The sequence below is a fragment of the Flavobacterium lacustre genome (assembly GCF_027474525.2).
Lineage (GTDB): Bacteria > Bacteroidota > Bacteroidia > Flavobacteriales > Flavobacteriaceae > Flavobacterium > Flavobacterium lacustre.
Window position 1 is genome coordinate 1,925,095 of record NZ_CP114882.2, and the last position, 14,289, is coordinate 1,939,383.

Consider the following 14,289-nt stretch of genomic DNA (forward strand, 5'->3'; position numbering starts at 1 on the left):
TAGCAATATATTGTCTTACAACCTGAGAACCTTAAAATAAGAATATGGGAATTTTCAAAATCGAAGGGGGCATTGCTCTAAAAGGAGAAATCACACCACAAGGAGCAAAAAATGAAGCGTTGCAAATACTTTGTGCCGTATTATTAACTCCTGAAAAAGTAACAATTAATAATATTCCTGATATTATTGACATCAACAAGCTGATTACGCTGCTGGGAAATTTGGGTGTAAAAATTCAAAAAACAGGTCCGGGATCATATACTTTTCAAGCCGATGATGTAAATATTTCCTACTTAGAAACCGAAGCTTTTAAACAAGAAGGGGGTTCACTTCGTGGTTCGATTATGATTGTAGGACCGCTTTTAGCCCGTTTCGGAAAAGGATATATTCCAAAGCCGGGTGGAGACAAAATAGGACGCAGAAGATTGGATACCCACTTTGAAGGATTTATCAATCTTGGAGCTAAATTCAGATACAACCGAGAAGATCATTTCTATGGAGTAGAAGCGCCAAAAGGATTAAAGGGAGCTGATATGCTTCTTGACGAAGCCTCTGTAACCGGTACTGCAAACATTGTGATGGCTGCTGTTTTGGCCAAAGGTAAAACAACAGTATACAACGCTGCTTGTGAACCTTATTTGCAACAATTGTGTAAAATGTTGAACTCCATGGGAGCGAAAATCACAGGAGTTGGTTCTAATTTACTAACCATTGAAGGGGTAGAAAGTTTAGGAGGATGTGAACACAGAATTCTTCCGGATATGATTGAGATTGGAAGTTGGATTGGTTTAGCAGCCATGACCAAATCTGAGATTACGATAAAAGATGTAAGCTGGGAAAACCTTGGACTTATTCCTAATACATTCAGAAAACTGGGTATTACACTCGAAAAAAGAGGCGATGATATCTATATTCCTGCTCATGTTGACGGATATGAAGTAAAAACCGATATTGATGGTTCTATTTTAACGATTTCTGATGCGCCATGGCCAGGATTTACACCTGATTTATTGAGCATTGTTTTAGTCGTTGCCACACAAGCCAGAGGCGATGTGTTGATTCACCAAAAAATGTTTGAAAGCCGCTTATTTTTCGTAGATAAATTGATTGATATGGGGGCCAAAATTATGCTGTGTGATCCACACCGAGCAGTAGTTATGGGACATGATTTCAAATCACAACTCAAAGCGACTACTATGTCTTCACCAGATATTCGCGCGGGAATCTCTTTATTGATAGCAGCACTTTCTGCAAAAGGAACGAGCACTATTCAAAATATTGAGCAAATCGACCGAGGATATGAGCGAATTGATGAACGATTGAGAGCCATTGGAGCCAAAATCGTCAGAGCATAATTTCAAAAAATTGTATTAGGTATCGTTTAGACAACTTTTAAGAGCATAAAAAGAGTTGTTTAAACGGTATTTTTAATTTCGTTAAATCTATAAAAAATCATGTCGAACGAACAAACGGCTATAAAAGCTACTTATTTTAGTATAGCTGGTAATACTTGTCTGGCCGTTATTAAAGGCTTAGCCGGTATTTTTGGTAATTCATATGCTTTAATTGCGGATGCCATAGAATCTACAACCGATATTTTTTCTTCCCTTTTAGTATTGTTTGGAATCAAGTATTCAAATAAACCTGCGGACGATAATCATCCATACGGACACGGTCGAGCAGAACCTTTGGTTACTTTTTTGGTTGTTGGTTTTTTAATTACATCGGCAACAGTTATTGCTTATGAAAGCATAATAAATATCAGAACTTCACACGAATTGCCAAAATCATGGACATTGCTGGTTCTTGGAGCGATTATCATTTGGAAAGAATACTCCTTTCGTATCGTTATGAAGCGAAGTAAAGAAACTAATAGTTCTTCTTTGAAAGCTGATGCTTGGCACCATAGGAGTGATGCCATAACTTCAATAGCGGCTTTTATAGGAATTTCGATTGCTTTGGTTTTAGGAAAAGGATATGAAACAGCCGATGATTGGGCTGCCCTTTTTGCGTCGGCTTTTATATTATACAATAGTTATCTTATTTTCCGACCTGCTTTGGGCGAAATAATGGATGAACATCTTTATGATGATTTAATTGAGGATATCAGACGCGTTTCGCATCAAGTAGATGGGATTATTGATACTGAGAAATGTTTTATTCGCAAATCGGGAATGAGATACCATGTGGATTTACACGCCAGAGTCGATGCCAATATCACCGTAAAAGAAGGGCATGATTTAGCACATCTTTTAAAAGATACCCTGAGAAGCGAAATTCCGGAATTGGGTCATGTTCTCATTCATGTAGAACCAAATTAATACTACAAAAAGAACTCTTGTCGTTCTTTTGCCATGAGCAAAATAACACGATTTTCTTATTTTATATCCAAAAGCCTCAAATTTGATGTCCTTGACGTCACATTTGAGGCTTTTCGCGTCATGTATGACGTCATCCACGTCAAATTTGACCTTGTGTGACGTCATGTATGACGTTACTGACATCAAATTTGACCCTCTTTGCGTCATGTAAGACGGTGGCAACGTCAAATTTGACCCTACATCACGTCAAATTTGACGTCATCCACCTCAAATTTGACGTTTTGGGATTGTTTTTACAAAAAAAATAGCCAAGTTAACAGGAATGCATTAGTCTTCCGGTATGGAATTTTATTCTAAAACTTTAAACCAAAAACGACACTATAAATCATAAAAGAAGTAGTGTTTTTCGAGATAGCTTTTTCTACAACACATAGTATGTAAATTAATGAATCTATTGTTTTTAGTTAAATTAACTCCGGCGCTTATAAAAAAGAGCGTATGGCTAATTCATAGCTTTTTAGACCAAAACCTAAAATCACTCCTTTAGCATTTCCGGATATATAGGATTGATGTCTAAAGCTTTCGCGTGAAAAAGTATTCGAAATATGAACCTCGATTACCGGAGTTGTAATGGCTTTTATGGCATCGCCAATCCCGATAGAAGTATGCGTGTAAGCTCCGGCATTTAGAATAATACCGTCGTATGAAAAACCAAATTCCTGAATTTTATCAATTAATTCGCCCTCAATATTACTCTGATAATAGGTGAATTCAATTTGTGGGAACTGTATTTGTAAAGTGGTAAAATATTCTTCAAAAGTTTGACTTCCGTATACTTCAGGTTCCCGTTTTCCTAAGAGGTTAAGATTAGGTCCGTTGATGATGGCAATTTTCATAGTTCTTGTTTTTGTAAAAATAAAAAAACCGTTCTAATTAAGAGAACGGTTTGGGTAAAAAAAGCTTTTTATTTTTAAAAGGAAATCCCTGCGGATATTTGTAAAACAGAATTTTTGGCTTGGGCATCTTTTGAAGCTTCGGTCAAACCAACAACATATCGACCTTGAATAAATAAGTTTTTGGTAATGTTAATGCCTAATCCACCGGCAAGTCCAAATTCAAAAGTCTCTGAATTTTTTATGTCAAAATCATTTCTTTCGCTCAATAAAAAAGAGGCTTGAGGACCAAGATCTAAAGATAGCGTTTTGTTAAAATGAAATTTTGCTAAAACCGGAATCGATAAATAGCCCAATTCATTTTTAAATTCAGTTGTGGCATTTTTATAGCTAGCGCCTTGTGTGGAGTATAATAATTCCGGCTGAACCGAAAAACCATCTGTTAGTTTAATTTCTGCAATCAGACCTGCATGATAGCTGGTTATGGCGTCTGTTGTTTTATAATTTTCGCTGTTAATTGTAAGGTCTGTTCCGGTTTGATTGGCATAATTTAAACCTGCCTTAATACCGAATTTGACTAATTGTGCTTCCATATTTGCTGAAACAGCAAGAAATAGAATAGTGGCTAAAAGTATTTTTTTCATAATTCTCATTTTTAATGTTTGTTATTAGTACTCTGGTTTTAAAAACTCTTTAATTAAATAATTATTGTGTTTGTTATCGTTTTACCTGTTGATTGATGAAACAGACCATTAATTATGGCTAATATATGGTATTGTAAAGCGGATTCTTTTTTTATAATCAAAAATGAATCCACAATAGGTCTTTTTGAGATTGACTTTTGTAATCCAATCTTTATTTTATATGCGTTTAATCGTATTTAATTGATAATCAACGTGTAAACTGTTATTTTTGATGATTGTGTATTTCTATTTTTTAACTTTGATGTATATAAATTTTAAATATAAAATCATGAAAAATTGTATTTTTACATTCGTAGCGCTGTTAGTATTTGGAATTACAAATGCTCAGGACACAAAAATAGGAAATGATAATGGACAAACCGATCAGGGAAAATGGCTGATAGAGGTTAATACTGGTTTTGGAACTCCTGCCGGATCTAATACCGGTTTTGATTATTCTTCTACAGACGGAGATTCCGTTTATAATATTGGTGCCGAAGCAGGTTATTTTGTCATCGACGACTTAGCTTTAAAAGTTGGTTTAGGATATGGAGGAATTAATTCCGATCTCTATGACACTCATATTTTTTCCTATAAAATAGGGGCTAAATATTATATTGCAAGTATGATTCCCGTTCAAGTTGATTATTCTGGAGCCACGATAAAAGATGTTGATGCAGATCCTTCTTATTTAGGAATTCAGGCTGGTTATGCCATATTTTTAGGTTCAAATGTGAGTATTGAGCCTGGTATTCGATACAACCTCAGTCTTAATGACAATTATACAGAAAAAGATACATTCCAATTAAATGTTGGTTTTGCTTTGCATTTCTAACTTTTTTTAGAATAAATTTTACAACCCTTCTCCTTTCAGGAAGGGTTTTTTTATGCTTTAATTTTTATTTTCTAAACTCATGGGTGTAGTAAATTAAAAATAAGAAAAATACTATTGAAAAATAATGTTTTTCTTGGTTTTTTAAATATCACTAAATTTAGTGATAAATAATGGTATATGAGTTTGGTCTTTAGTCTGTTGTAGACTATTCGAATTATTTTGTTGGCTAATTTTAGAAAAAATTCATTTTTATTTAAGATTGTGATTATAGGTTTTATCGCGATAATTTTTAAATTGGTACTCTAAAATTTAACAAATTATAAAAATGAGAAAAATTACTTTAGTAGGAATTGCATTATTAGTATTTGGATTTGCCAATGCGCAACACAAAGGTGGATTTAGAGTTGGTTTAGATTTGGGATTCGTACCTGCAAACGGTGGTGCAGGAATTTTATTTTCCTTGGAACCAAAATATAATATAGCTGACAACATGAATATTGGTTTGCGATTAGGTGCAGCAGCAATAGCCAGAGACGTTCAGGAGTCGGGCTTAACTACAAGTGCAAAAATAGCGGCTAATGGTTCTTATGTAGGAACGTATGATTATTATTTTCATAATTCTGATAGCTCTTTTGCTCCATATTTAGGCGCGGGTTTTGGATATTATAGTTTAGCCAATGTTGAATTAGACGATGTAGAAAATTCTGATAATATAGTTGTTGAGACTACTGGTAAAACGGGAGGTTTAGTACGTGCTGGTTTTGAGTGGGGTAAATTTAGAATGGGAGTCGAATATAATATAGTTCCAGACTCTGATTTACAAGATTTAAATGGAATTAAAAAAGGGACTATTTCCAATTCGTATTTAGGAATTCACTTAGGCTTTTATGTTGGTGGCGGAAGATGGAGTAAATAACAGATCACTCCAAATAGAATAAAACCACGACTTTACAATCGTGGTTTTTTTATGTTCAAAAAATACGTTTCTTTGTTCTATGAGTTGGAGCAGTTATCTAAAAAATTACCAATCGTATTTAAAAATCGAACGCGGTTTATCAATGAATACTATCGAAAATTATTCTTTCGATGTAGAACGATTGTGTTCGTTTCTTGCTGAAAATGAAATTGTTATTTCGCCTGTTAAAATTGGGGAAGAAACTATTCAGGAATTTATATATAGTGTTTCAAAACAAGTCAATCCCCGTTCACAAGCCAGAATACTCTCGGGACTTAAAAGTTTTTTTAATTATTTAATCTTTGAAGATTATCGATTGGATAATCCTTTAGAATTGATTGAAACGCCCAAAACAGGTAGAAAACTTCCGGATACATTATCTGTAGAAGAAATTGACGCGCTTATTGCTGCTGTTGATTTAAGTTCTAATGAAGGGGAACGTAACAGAGCTATGTTAGAGACATTATATGGTTGTGGGCTTCGTGTTTCGGAACTGGTTTCGTTAAAAATATCCGATTTGTTTTTTGAAGAAGGCTTTCTTAAAATTACCGGTAAAGGCAACAAGCAGCGCTTTGTTCCCATTGGGGCTCTAACTCAAAAATATATTGAAATTTATAAGGACACGATTCGGAATCATCTGACTATAAAAAAAGGGTTTGAAGATACTTTGTTTTTGAATCGGCGAGGAAATCAACTGAGTCGCGCCATGATATTTACCATTATTAAAGATTTAGCACGCCAAATTGATTTAAATAAAAGTATCAGTCCTCATACTTTAAGGCATTCTTTTGCTACACATCTTTTAGAAAACGGTGCCGATTTGCGTTCCATTCAATTAATGCTCGGACACGAATCAATTACTACAACCGAAATATATGTTCATCTGGACAGGAAATTTTTGACACAAGTAATTCATGATTTCCATCCAAGGAAAGGGTAGAGTGATAATTATATTGAATAAAAAAAGCATCTCAGAAACTTCTGAAATGCTTTTTTTTCAATCTTTGTAAACAAATAAACGTTTAACTTTATTTTGCAATATTTACCGCTCTAGTTTCTCTGATAACTGTTACTTTAACCTGACCAGGATAAGTCATTTCAGTTTGGATTTTTTGAGATATTTCAAAAGATAAAGTTGCTGCATTGTCATCAGAAACTTTTTCACTTTCTACTATAACACGAAGTTCTCTACCGGCTTGAATAGCATACGCATTTTTTACACCGCTAAAACCATACGCTACTTCTTCTAGATCTTTCAAACGTTGGATATAAGAATCTAATACTTGTCTTCTTGCACCCGGTCTTGCTCCAGATATAGCATCACAAACTTGTATAATTGGAGATAATAATGATTTCATTTCTATCTCATCGTGGTGTGCTCCAATTGCGTTACAAACTTCTTCTTTTTCACCGTATTTCTCTGCCCATTGCATTCCTAATAAAGCGTGAGGTAAATCACTTTCTGCATCTGGAACTTTACCTATATCGTGCAATAAACCAGCTCTTTTAGCTAATTTAACATTCAGTCCTAATTCAGCTGCCATGATACCACAAAGTTTTGATACTTCGCGAGAGTGTTGCAATAAGTTTTGACCGTAAGAAGAACGGTATTTCATACGTCCTACAACTTTTATTAATTCAGGATGCAATCCGTGGATTCCTAAATCAATAACAGTACGTTTACCTACTTCAATGATTTCATCGTCAATTTGTTTCGCTGTTTTAGCAACAACTTCTTCGATACGAGCCGGGTGAATACGCCCATCAGTAACTAATTTGTGTAAAGACAAACGAGCAATTTCTCTACGAACTGGGTCAAAGCAAGAAAGAATAATCGCTTCTGGGGTATCATCTACAATGATTTCAACACCAGTTGCAGCTTCTAAAGCTCTAATATTTCTACCTTCACGACCAATGATTCGCCCTTTAACGTCATCCGATTCAATGTTGAATACAGATACACAGTTTTCTACCGCTTCTTCTGTTCCAACCCTTTGAATAGTGTTGATAATGATTTTTTTCGCTTCTTGTTGTGCGGTTAATTTTGCCTCTTCAATAGTGTCTTGAATATGCGACATTGCTTTGCTTTTAGCTTCGGCTTTCAATCCTTCTACTAATTGCTCTTTGGCTTCATCGGCAGATAAACCAGAGATTACTTCTAATTGTTGTAATTGGCTTTTGTGCAGTTTATCAACTTCAGCTTGTTTCTTGTCTAAAGTTTCAATTTTTGTAGTGTATTCGATTGTTTTAGTTTCAAAATCATCGTTAACTCTTTTGGCTTTAGCCAATTCGTTTGAGATTTGAGATTCTTTGTCTCTTACTCTTTTTTCAACTTCAGCTACTTTTTTATCACGCGATAAAATGACTTGTTCATGCTCTGATTTTAATTCGATAAATTTTTCTTTCGCTTGAAGAATTTTATCTTTTTTAATATTTTCAGCTTCAAGATTAGCATCTTTTAAGATAGAAGCTGCTTCTTTTTTTGCATTTTTAATTAAATTGGAAATGTTGCTTTTTTCAATGATTTTGGCAATCCCAAAACCTCCTGCAATACCTATAATTCCTGAAATAATGATCGTTAATATGTTGTCCATGTTTGTTAAAATTTATGTATAAAAAAGCCTACATTAGATTGCTTGAATAAACTCGAAAAGACAAGTTTTGAGCTAACTCGTTGTTCAAACTTCCAAACTGAATTGGCTTGTTATAGTAACGATGATTTGCTCATTCTAAATTGTTAGTGTTGAGTTTACCAAATATGAACTAATGTAGGCAGTATCTTAGTCTATGTAAAGAACGTTAATTATCGAGATATTGATCTAAAAGCGCATTGATTTTTTTAATTCTTTCAATAGTAGCTTCGCCATCAATGGCATTATCAATTTGTTTTTGTTCTGATTGTGAAGCAAATTGTAAAGCACACATGGCTAAAACATCTTGTTTATCACGAACGGCATAATTTTCTTCAAATTGCTTTATCATCACATCAATTTTCTTAGAAGCGCTTCTTAGCCCTTCTTCCTGAGATAGTTCTACCGTTAACGGGTATATTCTGTCTGCTATTGATATTTTAATTTTAAGCTTATCGTCCATATTTTTTACTAATCTGATAGCTGTGCTATACAGTAATCAATTTCACGAATTAATGAATTTATTTTAAGCTTTGTATCTCTTTTGTTATCGTCACTGCCCAGTAATGTGTTGGCAATTTTAAGTGTTTCATATTGCTTTTTCAGCGTTTCAATCTCTTGGGACTGAGTTTGTATGATAACTGCAGCATTTGTCAATTCTATTTTCAAATCTTGATTGCTTTTTTCTAAACTTTTAATTTTTGTAAAAAGTTTTTCAATCTTATTTTCAAGAGTATCAATTATTTCTGCAATTACACTCATTATTAATCCTTTTCATTACTTAATCTTACAAAGTTAGTATTCCTTTTTATTATTGCAATATTTTATTTGTTTTTTTGCATTAAAAAATATAACCATTTGATATACAGAAATTTGTGATTTGAGCTGTTTTATGTTTTTTTATTAATTACTTTCTTTTATCTTAGCAAAAATGTATCTAATGAGATTTTTTCTGTTTTACATATTATTTAGTTGTTCTCTTTTTGCACAAACGGATTATCCTAAAGATTACTTTAGTCCACCGTTAGCAATTCCTATGCAATTATCAGGAAATTTTGGAGAATTGAGACCCAATCATTTTCATGCAGGCTTTGATTTAAAAACGATGCAAAGAGAAGGTTTGAGTGTTTACGCCGTTGCAGATGGGTATGTATCCAGAATTAAAATTTCTACTTTTGGAAACGGGAAGACCGTTTATATTGCGCATCCCAATGGATATACCTCGGTTTATGGGCATTTGCAAAAAGCAACTGATTTAATCGAAGCGTATATAAAAAACACTCATTATAAGGAGCAGTCTTTTGAAATTGAAATGTTCTTAAAACCTAATGAGATGCCAATTAAAAAAGGACAACTTATTGCTCTTTCCGGTAATACTGGAGCTTCAGAAGGACCTCATTTGCATTTTGAATTCCGTGATACCAGAACGGAGAATATAATTAATCCGATGCTTTTTGGTTTTGATAAAAAGGTAAAAGATACCAAAAAACCAACTATTTCCGGGTTATACGTTTATCCATTAGATATAAAAACTACAGTCAATCAATCGAAACGTCCTTTAATGATTAATTTGTCTTTACAAAAAGACGGAAGTTACTTGGCAGATAAAGTTGTAGCAAATGGCAAAATAGGTTTTGGAATTACCACTTTTGATTATGATGATGTTTCGTTTAATAAAAATGGAGTCTATAAAGTACAGTCTTTTTTTAACGGAACACCTAATTTTGGGTATCAGTTTGATACTTATTCTTTTGAAGATATGCGCTACATCAATGCGTTGATTGATTATTCAAAATACAAGAAAACACAGCAACGGGTTCAAAAATTATTTATGAAAACGCCTTATGGCTTGAAGTTTATCGTTACCGATGAAAATTATGGAGTAGCAACAATACTTCCTAATTTATCCTCCTTGTATCGCATTGAAGTTTCTGATTTTTATGGGAATACAGTATTGGTCTCTGTTCCGGTTCAATATGATTTATTGCCTGCTATTATAGAGCCGGAGCCCTTGGTTTCGAACTATTTTATAAAAGCAAATAAGGACAGTAATTTTGCCAAAGAAAATATGTCCGTTTTCTTTCCGGCGGGTACTTTTTATGATGATTTTAATTTAAATTTCGATGTAAAAAACGATACTTTATATCTTCATGACGACACGGTTCCTGCGCATACTAATTTTACCATTACAATTGATGATTCAACTTATACCGAAGCGCAGAGGGAAAAGATATTCATTGGCAGGATAGAAGGAAATAAAACCAATTATAATAGTACGTATCGAAAAGAAAACAGTTTTATAACAAAAGCTAAAATACTGGGGAAATACGCTTTAGTACAAGATACCGTCGCGCCAAAAATATCCGTTACAAAACCAATTGAAGGGAAATGGCTGACTAATGTAAATACAATTCAACTGACGATTAGTGATGAATTATCAGGAATAAAATCATACAATGGTTTTTTGAACGGCAAATGGATTTTGTTTGAATACGATAATAAGACCAAAAAGATAATCCATAATTTTAGCGATGGTATTGTTTCAGAAGGAGCAAATGATTTAAAAGTGGTTGTCACCGATAATGTTGGAAATTCAACTATCTTTGAGGCTCATTTTTTTAGAAGTCAAAAAAAATAAAAAAAACAAATCATTTGAGCGCTACCAAAATAGTATTTACCTTCTTTTTTTGTTGCATAGGGATTGCCTCTTTTGCGCAAACTGCACATGTAAAAGGAATCATTTTAGACAAAAACAATCAACCCGTTGAAAGTGTCAATATTTCATGTTCGGGAAAAGGAACACAATCCGATGTTAATGGTTTTTACGAAATATCGGTTCCTGCCAATACAACTTCGACAATTATTTTTACCCATATTTCCCTTAAGAAAACAACGGTAAGAGTTACTTTAAAGCCCAATGAATCCTTCGAGTTTAATCCTGTCATGAGTGATCGGGAAGAACAAATGGGAGAAGTTATTGTTACTTCAAAAAACAGGAAACGAGTTCAGGGAATTATGATAATTGAGCCCGAAATACTTCGAAAAATTCCGGGTGCCAATGCTGGTATCGAAAATATTTTGAAGACTTTACCGGGTGTGAATTCTAATAATGAACTCAGTACGCAATATGCTGTTCGAGGTGGAAATTACGATGAGAATTTAGTTTATGTTAATGAAATAGAAGTGTATCGTCCGTTTCTTATTCGGTCGGGACAGCAAGAAGGATTGAGTTTTACCAATATTGATTTGGTACAAAATATCGATTTTTCGGCAGGAGGATTTCAAGCTAAATTTGGGGATAAATTATCCTCCGTTTTAGATATTACGTATCGAAAACCTACCCAGTTTGGTGCAAGTATTGAAGCCAGTTTTTTGGGCGGAAATGTATCTGTTGATGCCGTTTCCAAAAATAAAAAATGGTCGGCAATTACAGGAGTCAGATACCGTAACAATAGTCTTTTGGTTAAGAGTCAGGAAACCCAGACGAATTATACCCCAACCTTTGCAGATGTGCAAACCAATATAAATTTCCAGGCTTCGGAGAAATGGCAATGGAGTTTTCTGGGGAATATATCCCAAAATAAATACCAATATCAGCCATTGTCCCGTCAGACTAATTTTGGAACTATTGATAATCCTATGGCGCTTTCGGTCTATTATGAAGGTCAGGAAAAAGATAAATACGACACTTATTTTGGAGCCATAAAAACAACATTTAAGGCTACAGATTCTTTTACTTTAAAATTTATCGGTTCGGTATTTCATACTTTGGAACAAGAATATTTCGACATTTTAGCACAATATCGTTTGGGTGAAGTGGATTCGAATATAGGTTCAGAAACGTATGGAGAGGTTGCTTTTTCGAGAGGAATCGGTTCGCAATTGAATCATGCCAGAAATGATTTGGATGCTTTGATTATTAATACCGAAGTAAAAGGATTTCATGATTGGAAGAAAAACCAATTCGAATGGGGGATTAAGTATACACGAGAATCGATTCGAGACCGAATTGTAGAATGGGAAGTAATTGATTCTGCCGGATTTTCTATAAACCCGCCAATACTTATTTTGCCCAAAAATGACCAGCCATATTCGCCATATACGGGACCTTTAGTGCCTTACCAGAATGTAAGAGTAACTAATTTTAATGTGATTAACAGGCTTTCGGGTTATGCACAATGGAGTTTGAAAAGTACGATCGGATCTAGTGAAGTTTGGTATAATGCCGGAATAAGAATGCATAATTGGGAAGTTTCGGGTGATGCCGTAAATAGTAAAGCGCAAATTACATTTAGTCCAAGAGCTCAATTCGCCCTAAAACCAAATTGGGAAAAAGATATGGTATTCAGGCTTTCGGGAGGATTATACCATCAACCGCCATTTTATAGGGAGTTGAGAGCTGCCGATGGAGCCGTGCAACCGGAAACAAAGGCGCAACAATCCGTTCATTTGGTTTTGAGTAATGACTATAATTTTAAGCTGTGGAATCGTCCGTTTAAACTGGTTTCGGAGTTGTATTATAAATCGATGACCGATGTAAATACCTATACGATTGACAATGTCCGCATTCGTTATGCGGCTACAAATGATGCAAAAGCGTATGCACAAGGATTAGATCTTCGATTGAACGGTGAATTTGTTCCGGGAACAGAATCCTGGATTAGTTTTGGATATCTTAAAACAGAAGAAAATAGTGCTAATAAAGGCTATATTGCCAGACCAACTGACCAAAGATTAAAGTTTGGGCTTTTGTTTCAGGATTATATGCCTAATATTCCCAGCATTAAATTGTATTTGAATTTGGTTTACAATACCGGATTGCCGGGCGGTTCGCCATCGTATGCGAATCCATATTTATACCAAAATAGATTGAACGACTACCGTCGTGCCGATGTTGGCTTTTCTAAAGTTTTTATAGATAATTCGACTAAAATGTCTGAAAGAAGTTGGTTCAAAAACTGTAAGGAGTTGGCAATTGGTCTGGAAATTTTTAATCTTTTTGACAATCAAAATGCTATTACAAACACTTGGGTTCGCGATGTGTATTCTAAAAATCAATATGCGATTCCTAATTATATGACCACCAGGGTTTTTAATATAAAATTGAACGCGCGCTTATAATAAACAGGTTTTTATTGTGTTAAAGTTAAACCCTTTCTATGAAAGAAATGGATTGTGGAAATCAAAAGCATTTTTAAAAATCTTACATTTGAATTTATTTTTTAATCGAAATAGCAACATGAAAAAATTACATATCACCTGCTTAGGAATTGCTCTTTTATTTTTGGCCAGTTGCAAGGAAGAATCTGAAAAGCCAAAAGTAATCTATGATGCCTCAAATAAAGGAAAAGAATTGGTTAACGTCGATTCTACTCAAATCGAAATTGCTGATTTACCGATGCAAATGGAAGGAACGGAATACTTGATTCATCCCGTCGGCGATTTAAGCGTTTCTGAAAAAGCAATAAAAAACAGATATGGATCTTCCAGTGTGAATGATTTGAGTTTTACAATTTCCAATGTGGCTCAGTATGAAATTACGGGTTATCTACAAAATCTGAAATTTCAAAAAATCGATTCAGATTCTATAAAATCTTTAACCGATAAGCCTGTTTTGATTCAAACGGCTACGTATTTAAAATCAGTTTCAGATAAAACCAAGAAACAAATCATGGTCTATACGATGGTGGATGTTGATACAAATAAAGACGGAAAATTAGATACAAGCGACATTAAAGCCTTATACTTAAGTGAAATTAGTGGCGAAAAATTCACTAAAATATCGCTCGATTTTCAAGAATTAATAGATTGGAATTTAATTGAATCTACCAATCGATTGTATTTTAGAACTGTAGAAGACACCAATAAAAATGGACAATTTGACACTAAAGATGTGGTCAATTACAATTATATTGATTTGTCTAAGAAAGAATGGAAAGTGATTGAATATAAACCGGTTTAGTTTTATGGAA

At 34.1% G+C, this 14,289-nt stretch carries 13 protein-coding genes; 8 read left to right on the top strand and 5 right to left on the bottom strand.

The features are described 5' to 3' along the window. Positions 1-44 precede the first annotated feature (44 nt). Positions 45-1,355, top strand: a complete 1,311-nt coding sequence (gene murA, locus O6P34_RS08380) for a UDP-N-acetylglucosamine 1-carboxyvinyltransferase (RefSeq protein WP_269684062.1) — start codon at positions 45-47, stop codon at positions 1,353-1,355. A gap of 99 nt (positions 1,356-1,454) precedes the next feature. Then, positions 1,455-2,321 (top strand): cation diffusion facilitator family transporter, encoded by an 867-nt coding sequence (locus O6P34_RS08385; RefSeq protein ID WP_269684063.1) that lies wholly within the window; start codon positions 1,455-1,457, stop codon positions 2,319-2,321. A gap of 482 nt (positions 2,322-2,803) precedes the next feature. Here the strand turns inward: O6P34_RS08385 and aroQ are convergent, their stop codons facing one another. Together aroQ and O6P34_RS08395 are read right to left on the bottom strand one after the other, a co-directional pair. Further along, complete coding sequence (gene aroQ / locus O6P34_RS08390) at positions 2,804-3,217, bottom strand: type II 3-dehydroquinate dehydratase (protein WP_269684064.1); 414 nt, start codon at positions 3,215-3,217, stop codon at positions 2,804-2,806. Between the two features lie 74 nt (positions 3,218-3,291). After that, positions 3,292-3,858 carry a porin family protein gene (locus O6P34_RS08395; RefSeq protein WP_269684065.1) on the bottom strand — a complete coding sequence of 189 codons (567 nt, stop codon included), beginning with the start codon at positions 3,856-3,858 and terminating at the stop codon, positions 3,292-3,294. Between the two features lie 328 nt (positions 3,859-4,186). On the opposite strand from O6P34_RS08395, the gene O6P34_RS08400 reads away from it, so the two are divergent. The 3 genes from O6P34_RS08400 (at position 4,187) to xerD (ending at position 6,627) form a co-directional block, all read left to right on the top strand. After that, positions 4,187-4,732, top strand: a complete 546-nt coding sequence (locus O6P34_RS08400) for an autotransporter outer membrane beta-barrel domain-containing protein (RefSeq protein ID WP_269684066.1) — start codon at positions 4,187-4,189, stop codon at positions 4,730-4,732. Between the two features lie 325 nt (positions 4,733-5,057). Continuing rightward, a complete protein-coding gene (locus O6P34_RS08405) occupies positions 5,058-5,648 on the top strand; it encodes an outer membrane beta-barrel protein (RefSeq protein ID WP_269684067.1) in 591 nt (196 codons plus the stop codon). A gap of 79 nt (positions 5,649-5,727) precedes the next feature. Continuing rightward, the gene (gene xerD, locus O6P34_RS08410; protein ID WP_269684068.1) at positions 5,728-6,627 is read left to right on the top strand and encodes a site-specific tyrosine recombinase XerD; all 900 of its coding nucleotides are present in this window, start codon (positions 5,728-5,730) and stop codon (positions 6,625-6,627) included. 88 nt (positions 6,628-6,715) lie between these two features. Here xerD and rny read toward each other — a convergent pair whose 3' ends face one another. The 3 genes from rny to O6P34_RS08430 all read right to left on the bottom strand — a co-directional run bounded on the left by rny (position 6,716) and on the right by O6P34_RS08430 (position 9,079). Next, on the bottom strand, positions 6,716-8,281 hold the full coding sequence (gene rny, locus O6P34_RS08415) for a ribonuclease Y (protein ID WP_269684069.1): 1,566 nt from the start codon (positions 8,279-8,281) through the stop codon (positions 6,716-6,718). Positions 8,282-8,486: 205 nt separating this feature from the next. Beyond that, positions 8,487-8,780 carry a cell division protein ZapA gene (locus O6P34_RS08425; protein WP_269684070.1) on the bottom strand — a complete coding sequence of 98 codons (294 nt, stop codon included), beginning with the start codon at positions 8,778-8,780 and terminating at the stop codon, positions 8,487-8,489. Between the two features lie 8 nt (positions 8,781-8,788). Further along, a complete protein-coding gene (locus O6P34_RS08430) occupies positions 8,789-9,079 on the bottom strand; it encodes a hypothetical protein (protein ID WP_269684071.1) in 291 nt (96 codons plus the stop codon). A gap of 178 nt (positions 9,080-9,257) precedes the next feature. On the opposite strand from O6P34_RS08430, the gene O6P34_RS08435 reads away from it, so the two are divergent. The 3 genes from O6P34_RS08435 (at position 9,258) to O6P34_RS08445 (ending at position 14,279) form a co-directional block, all read left to right on the top strand. Beyond that, positions 9,258-10,955 (top strand): M23 family metallopeptidase, encoded by a 1,698-nt coding sequence (locus O6P34_RS08435; protein ID WP_269684072.1) that lies wholly within the window; start codon positions 9,258-9,260, stop codon positions 10,953-10,955. Between the two features lie 14 nt (positions 10,956-10,969). After that, on the top strand, positions 10,970-13,438 hold the full coding sequence (locus tag O6P34_RS08440) for a TonB-dependent receptor (RefSeq protein ID WP_269684073.1): 2,469 nt from the start codon (positions 10,970-10,972) through the stop codon (positions 13,436-13,438). Between the two features lie 118 nt (positions 13,439-13,556). Further along, on the top strand, positions 13,557-14,279 hold the full coding sequence (locus O6P34_RS08445) for a hypothetical protein (protein WP_269684074.1): 723 nt from the start codon (positions 13,557-13,559) through the stop codon (positions 14,277-14,279). Positions 14,280-14,289: the final 10 nt, after the last annotated feature.

What these genes read in the sequence shown, in the direction of transcription:
- murA (WP_269684062.1), top strand. Translation starts at nt 45, where the DNA reads ATGGGAATTTTCAAAATCGAAGGGGGCATTGCTCTAAAAGGAGAAATC.
- O6P34_RS08385 (WP_269684063.1), top strand. Translation starts at nt 1,455, where the DNA reads ATGTCGAACGAACAAACGGCTATAAAAGCTACTTATTTTAGTATAGCT.
- aroQ (WP_269684064.1), bottom strand. Translation starts at nt 3,217, where the DNA reads ATGAAAATTGCCATCATCAACGGACCTAATCTTAACCTCTTAGGAAAA.
- O6P34_RS08395 (WP_269684065.1), bottom strand. Translation starts at nt 3,858, where the DNA reads ATGAAAAAAATACTTTTAGCCACTATTCTATTTCTTGCTGTTTCAGCA.
- O6P34_RS08400 (WP_269684066.1), top strand. Translation starts at nt 4,187, where the DNA reads ATGAAAAATTGTATTTTTACATTCGTAGCGCTGTTAGTATTTGGAATT.
- O6P34_RS08405 (WP_269684067.1), top strand. Translation starts at nt 5,058, where the DNA reads ATGAGAAAAATTACTTTAGTAGGAATTGCATTATTAGTATTTGGATTT.
- xerD (WP_269684068.1), top strand. Translation starts at nt 5,728, where the DNA reads ATGAGTTGGAGCAGTTATCTAAAAAATTACCAATCGTATTTAAAAATC.
- rny (WP_269684069.1), bottom strand. Translation starts at nt 8,281, where the DNA reads ATGGACAACATATTAACGATCATTATTTCAGGAATTATAGGTATTGCA.
- O6P34_RS08425 (WP_269684070.1), bottom strand. Translation starts at nt 8,780, where the DNA reads ATGGACGATAAGCTTAAAATTAAAATATCAATAGCAGACAGAATATAC.
- O6P34_RS08430 (WP_269684071.1), bottom strand. Translation starts at nt 9,079, where the DNA reads ATGAGTGTAATTGCAGAAATAATTGATACTCTTGAAAATAAGATTGAA.
- O6P34_RS08435 (WP_269684072.1), top strand. Translation starts at nt 9,258, where the DNA reads ATGAGATTTTTTCTGTTTTACATATTATTTAGTTGTTCTCTTTTTGCA.
- O6P34_RS08445 (WP_269684074.1), top strand. Translation starts at nt 13,557, where the DNA reads ATGAAAAAATTACATATCACCTGCTTAGGAATTGCTCTTTTATTTTTG.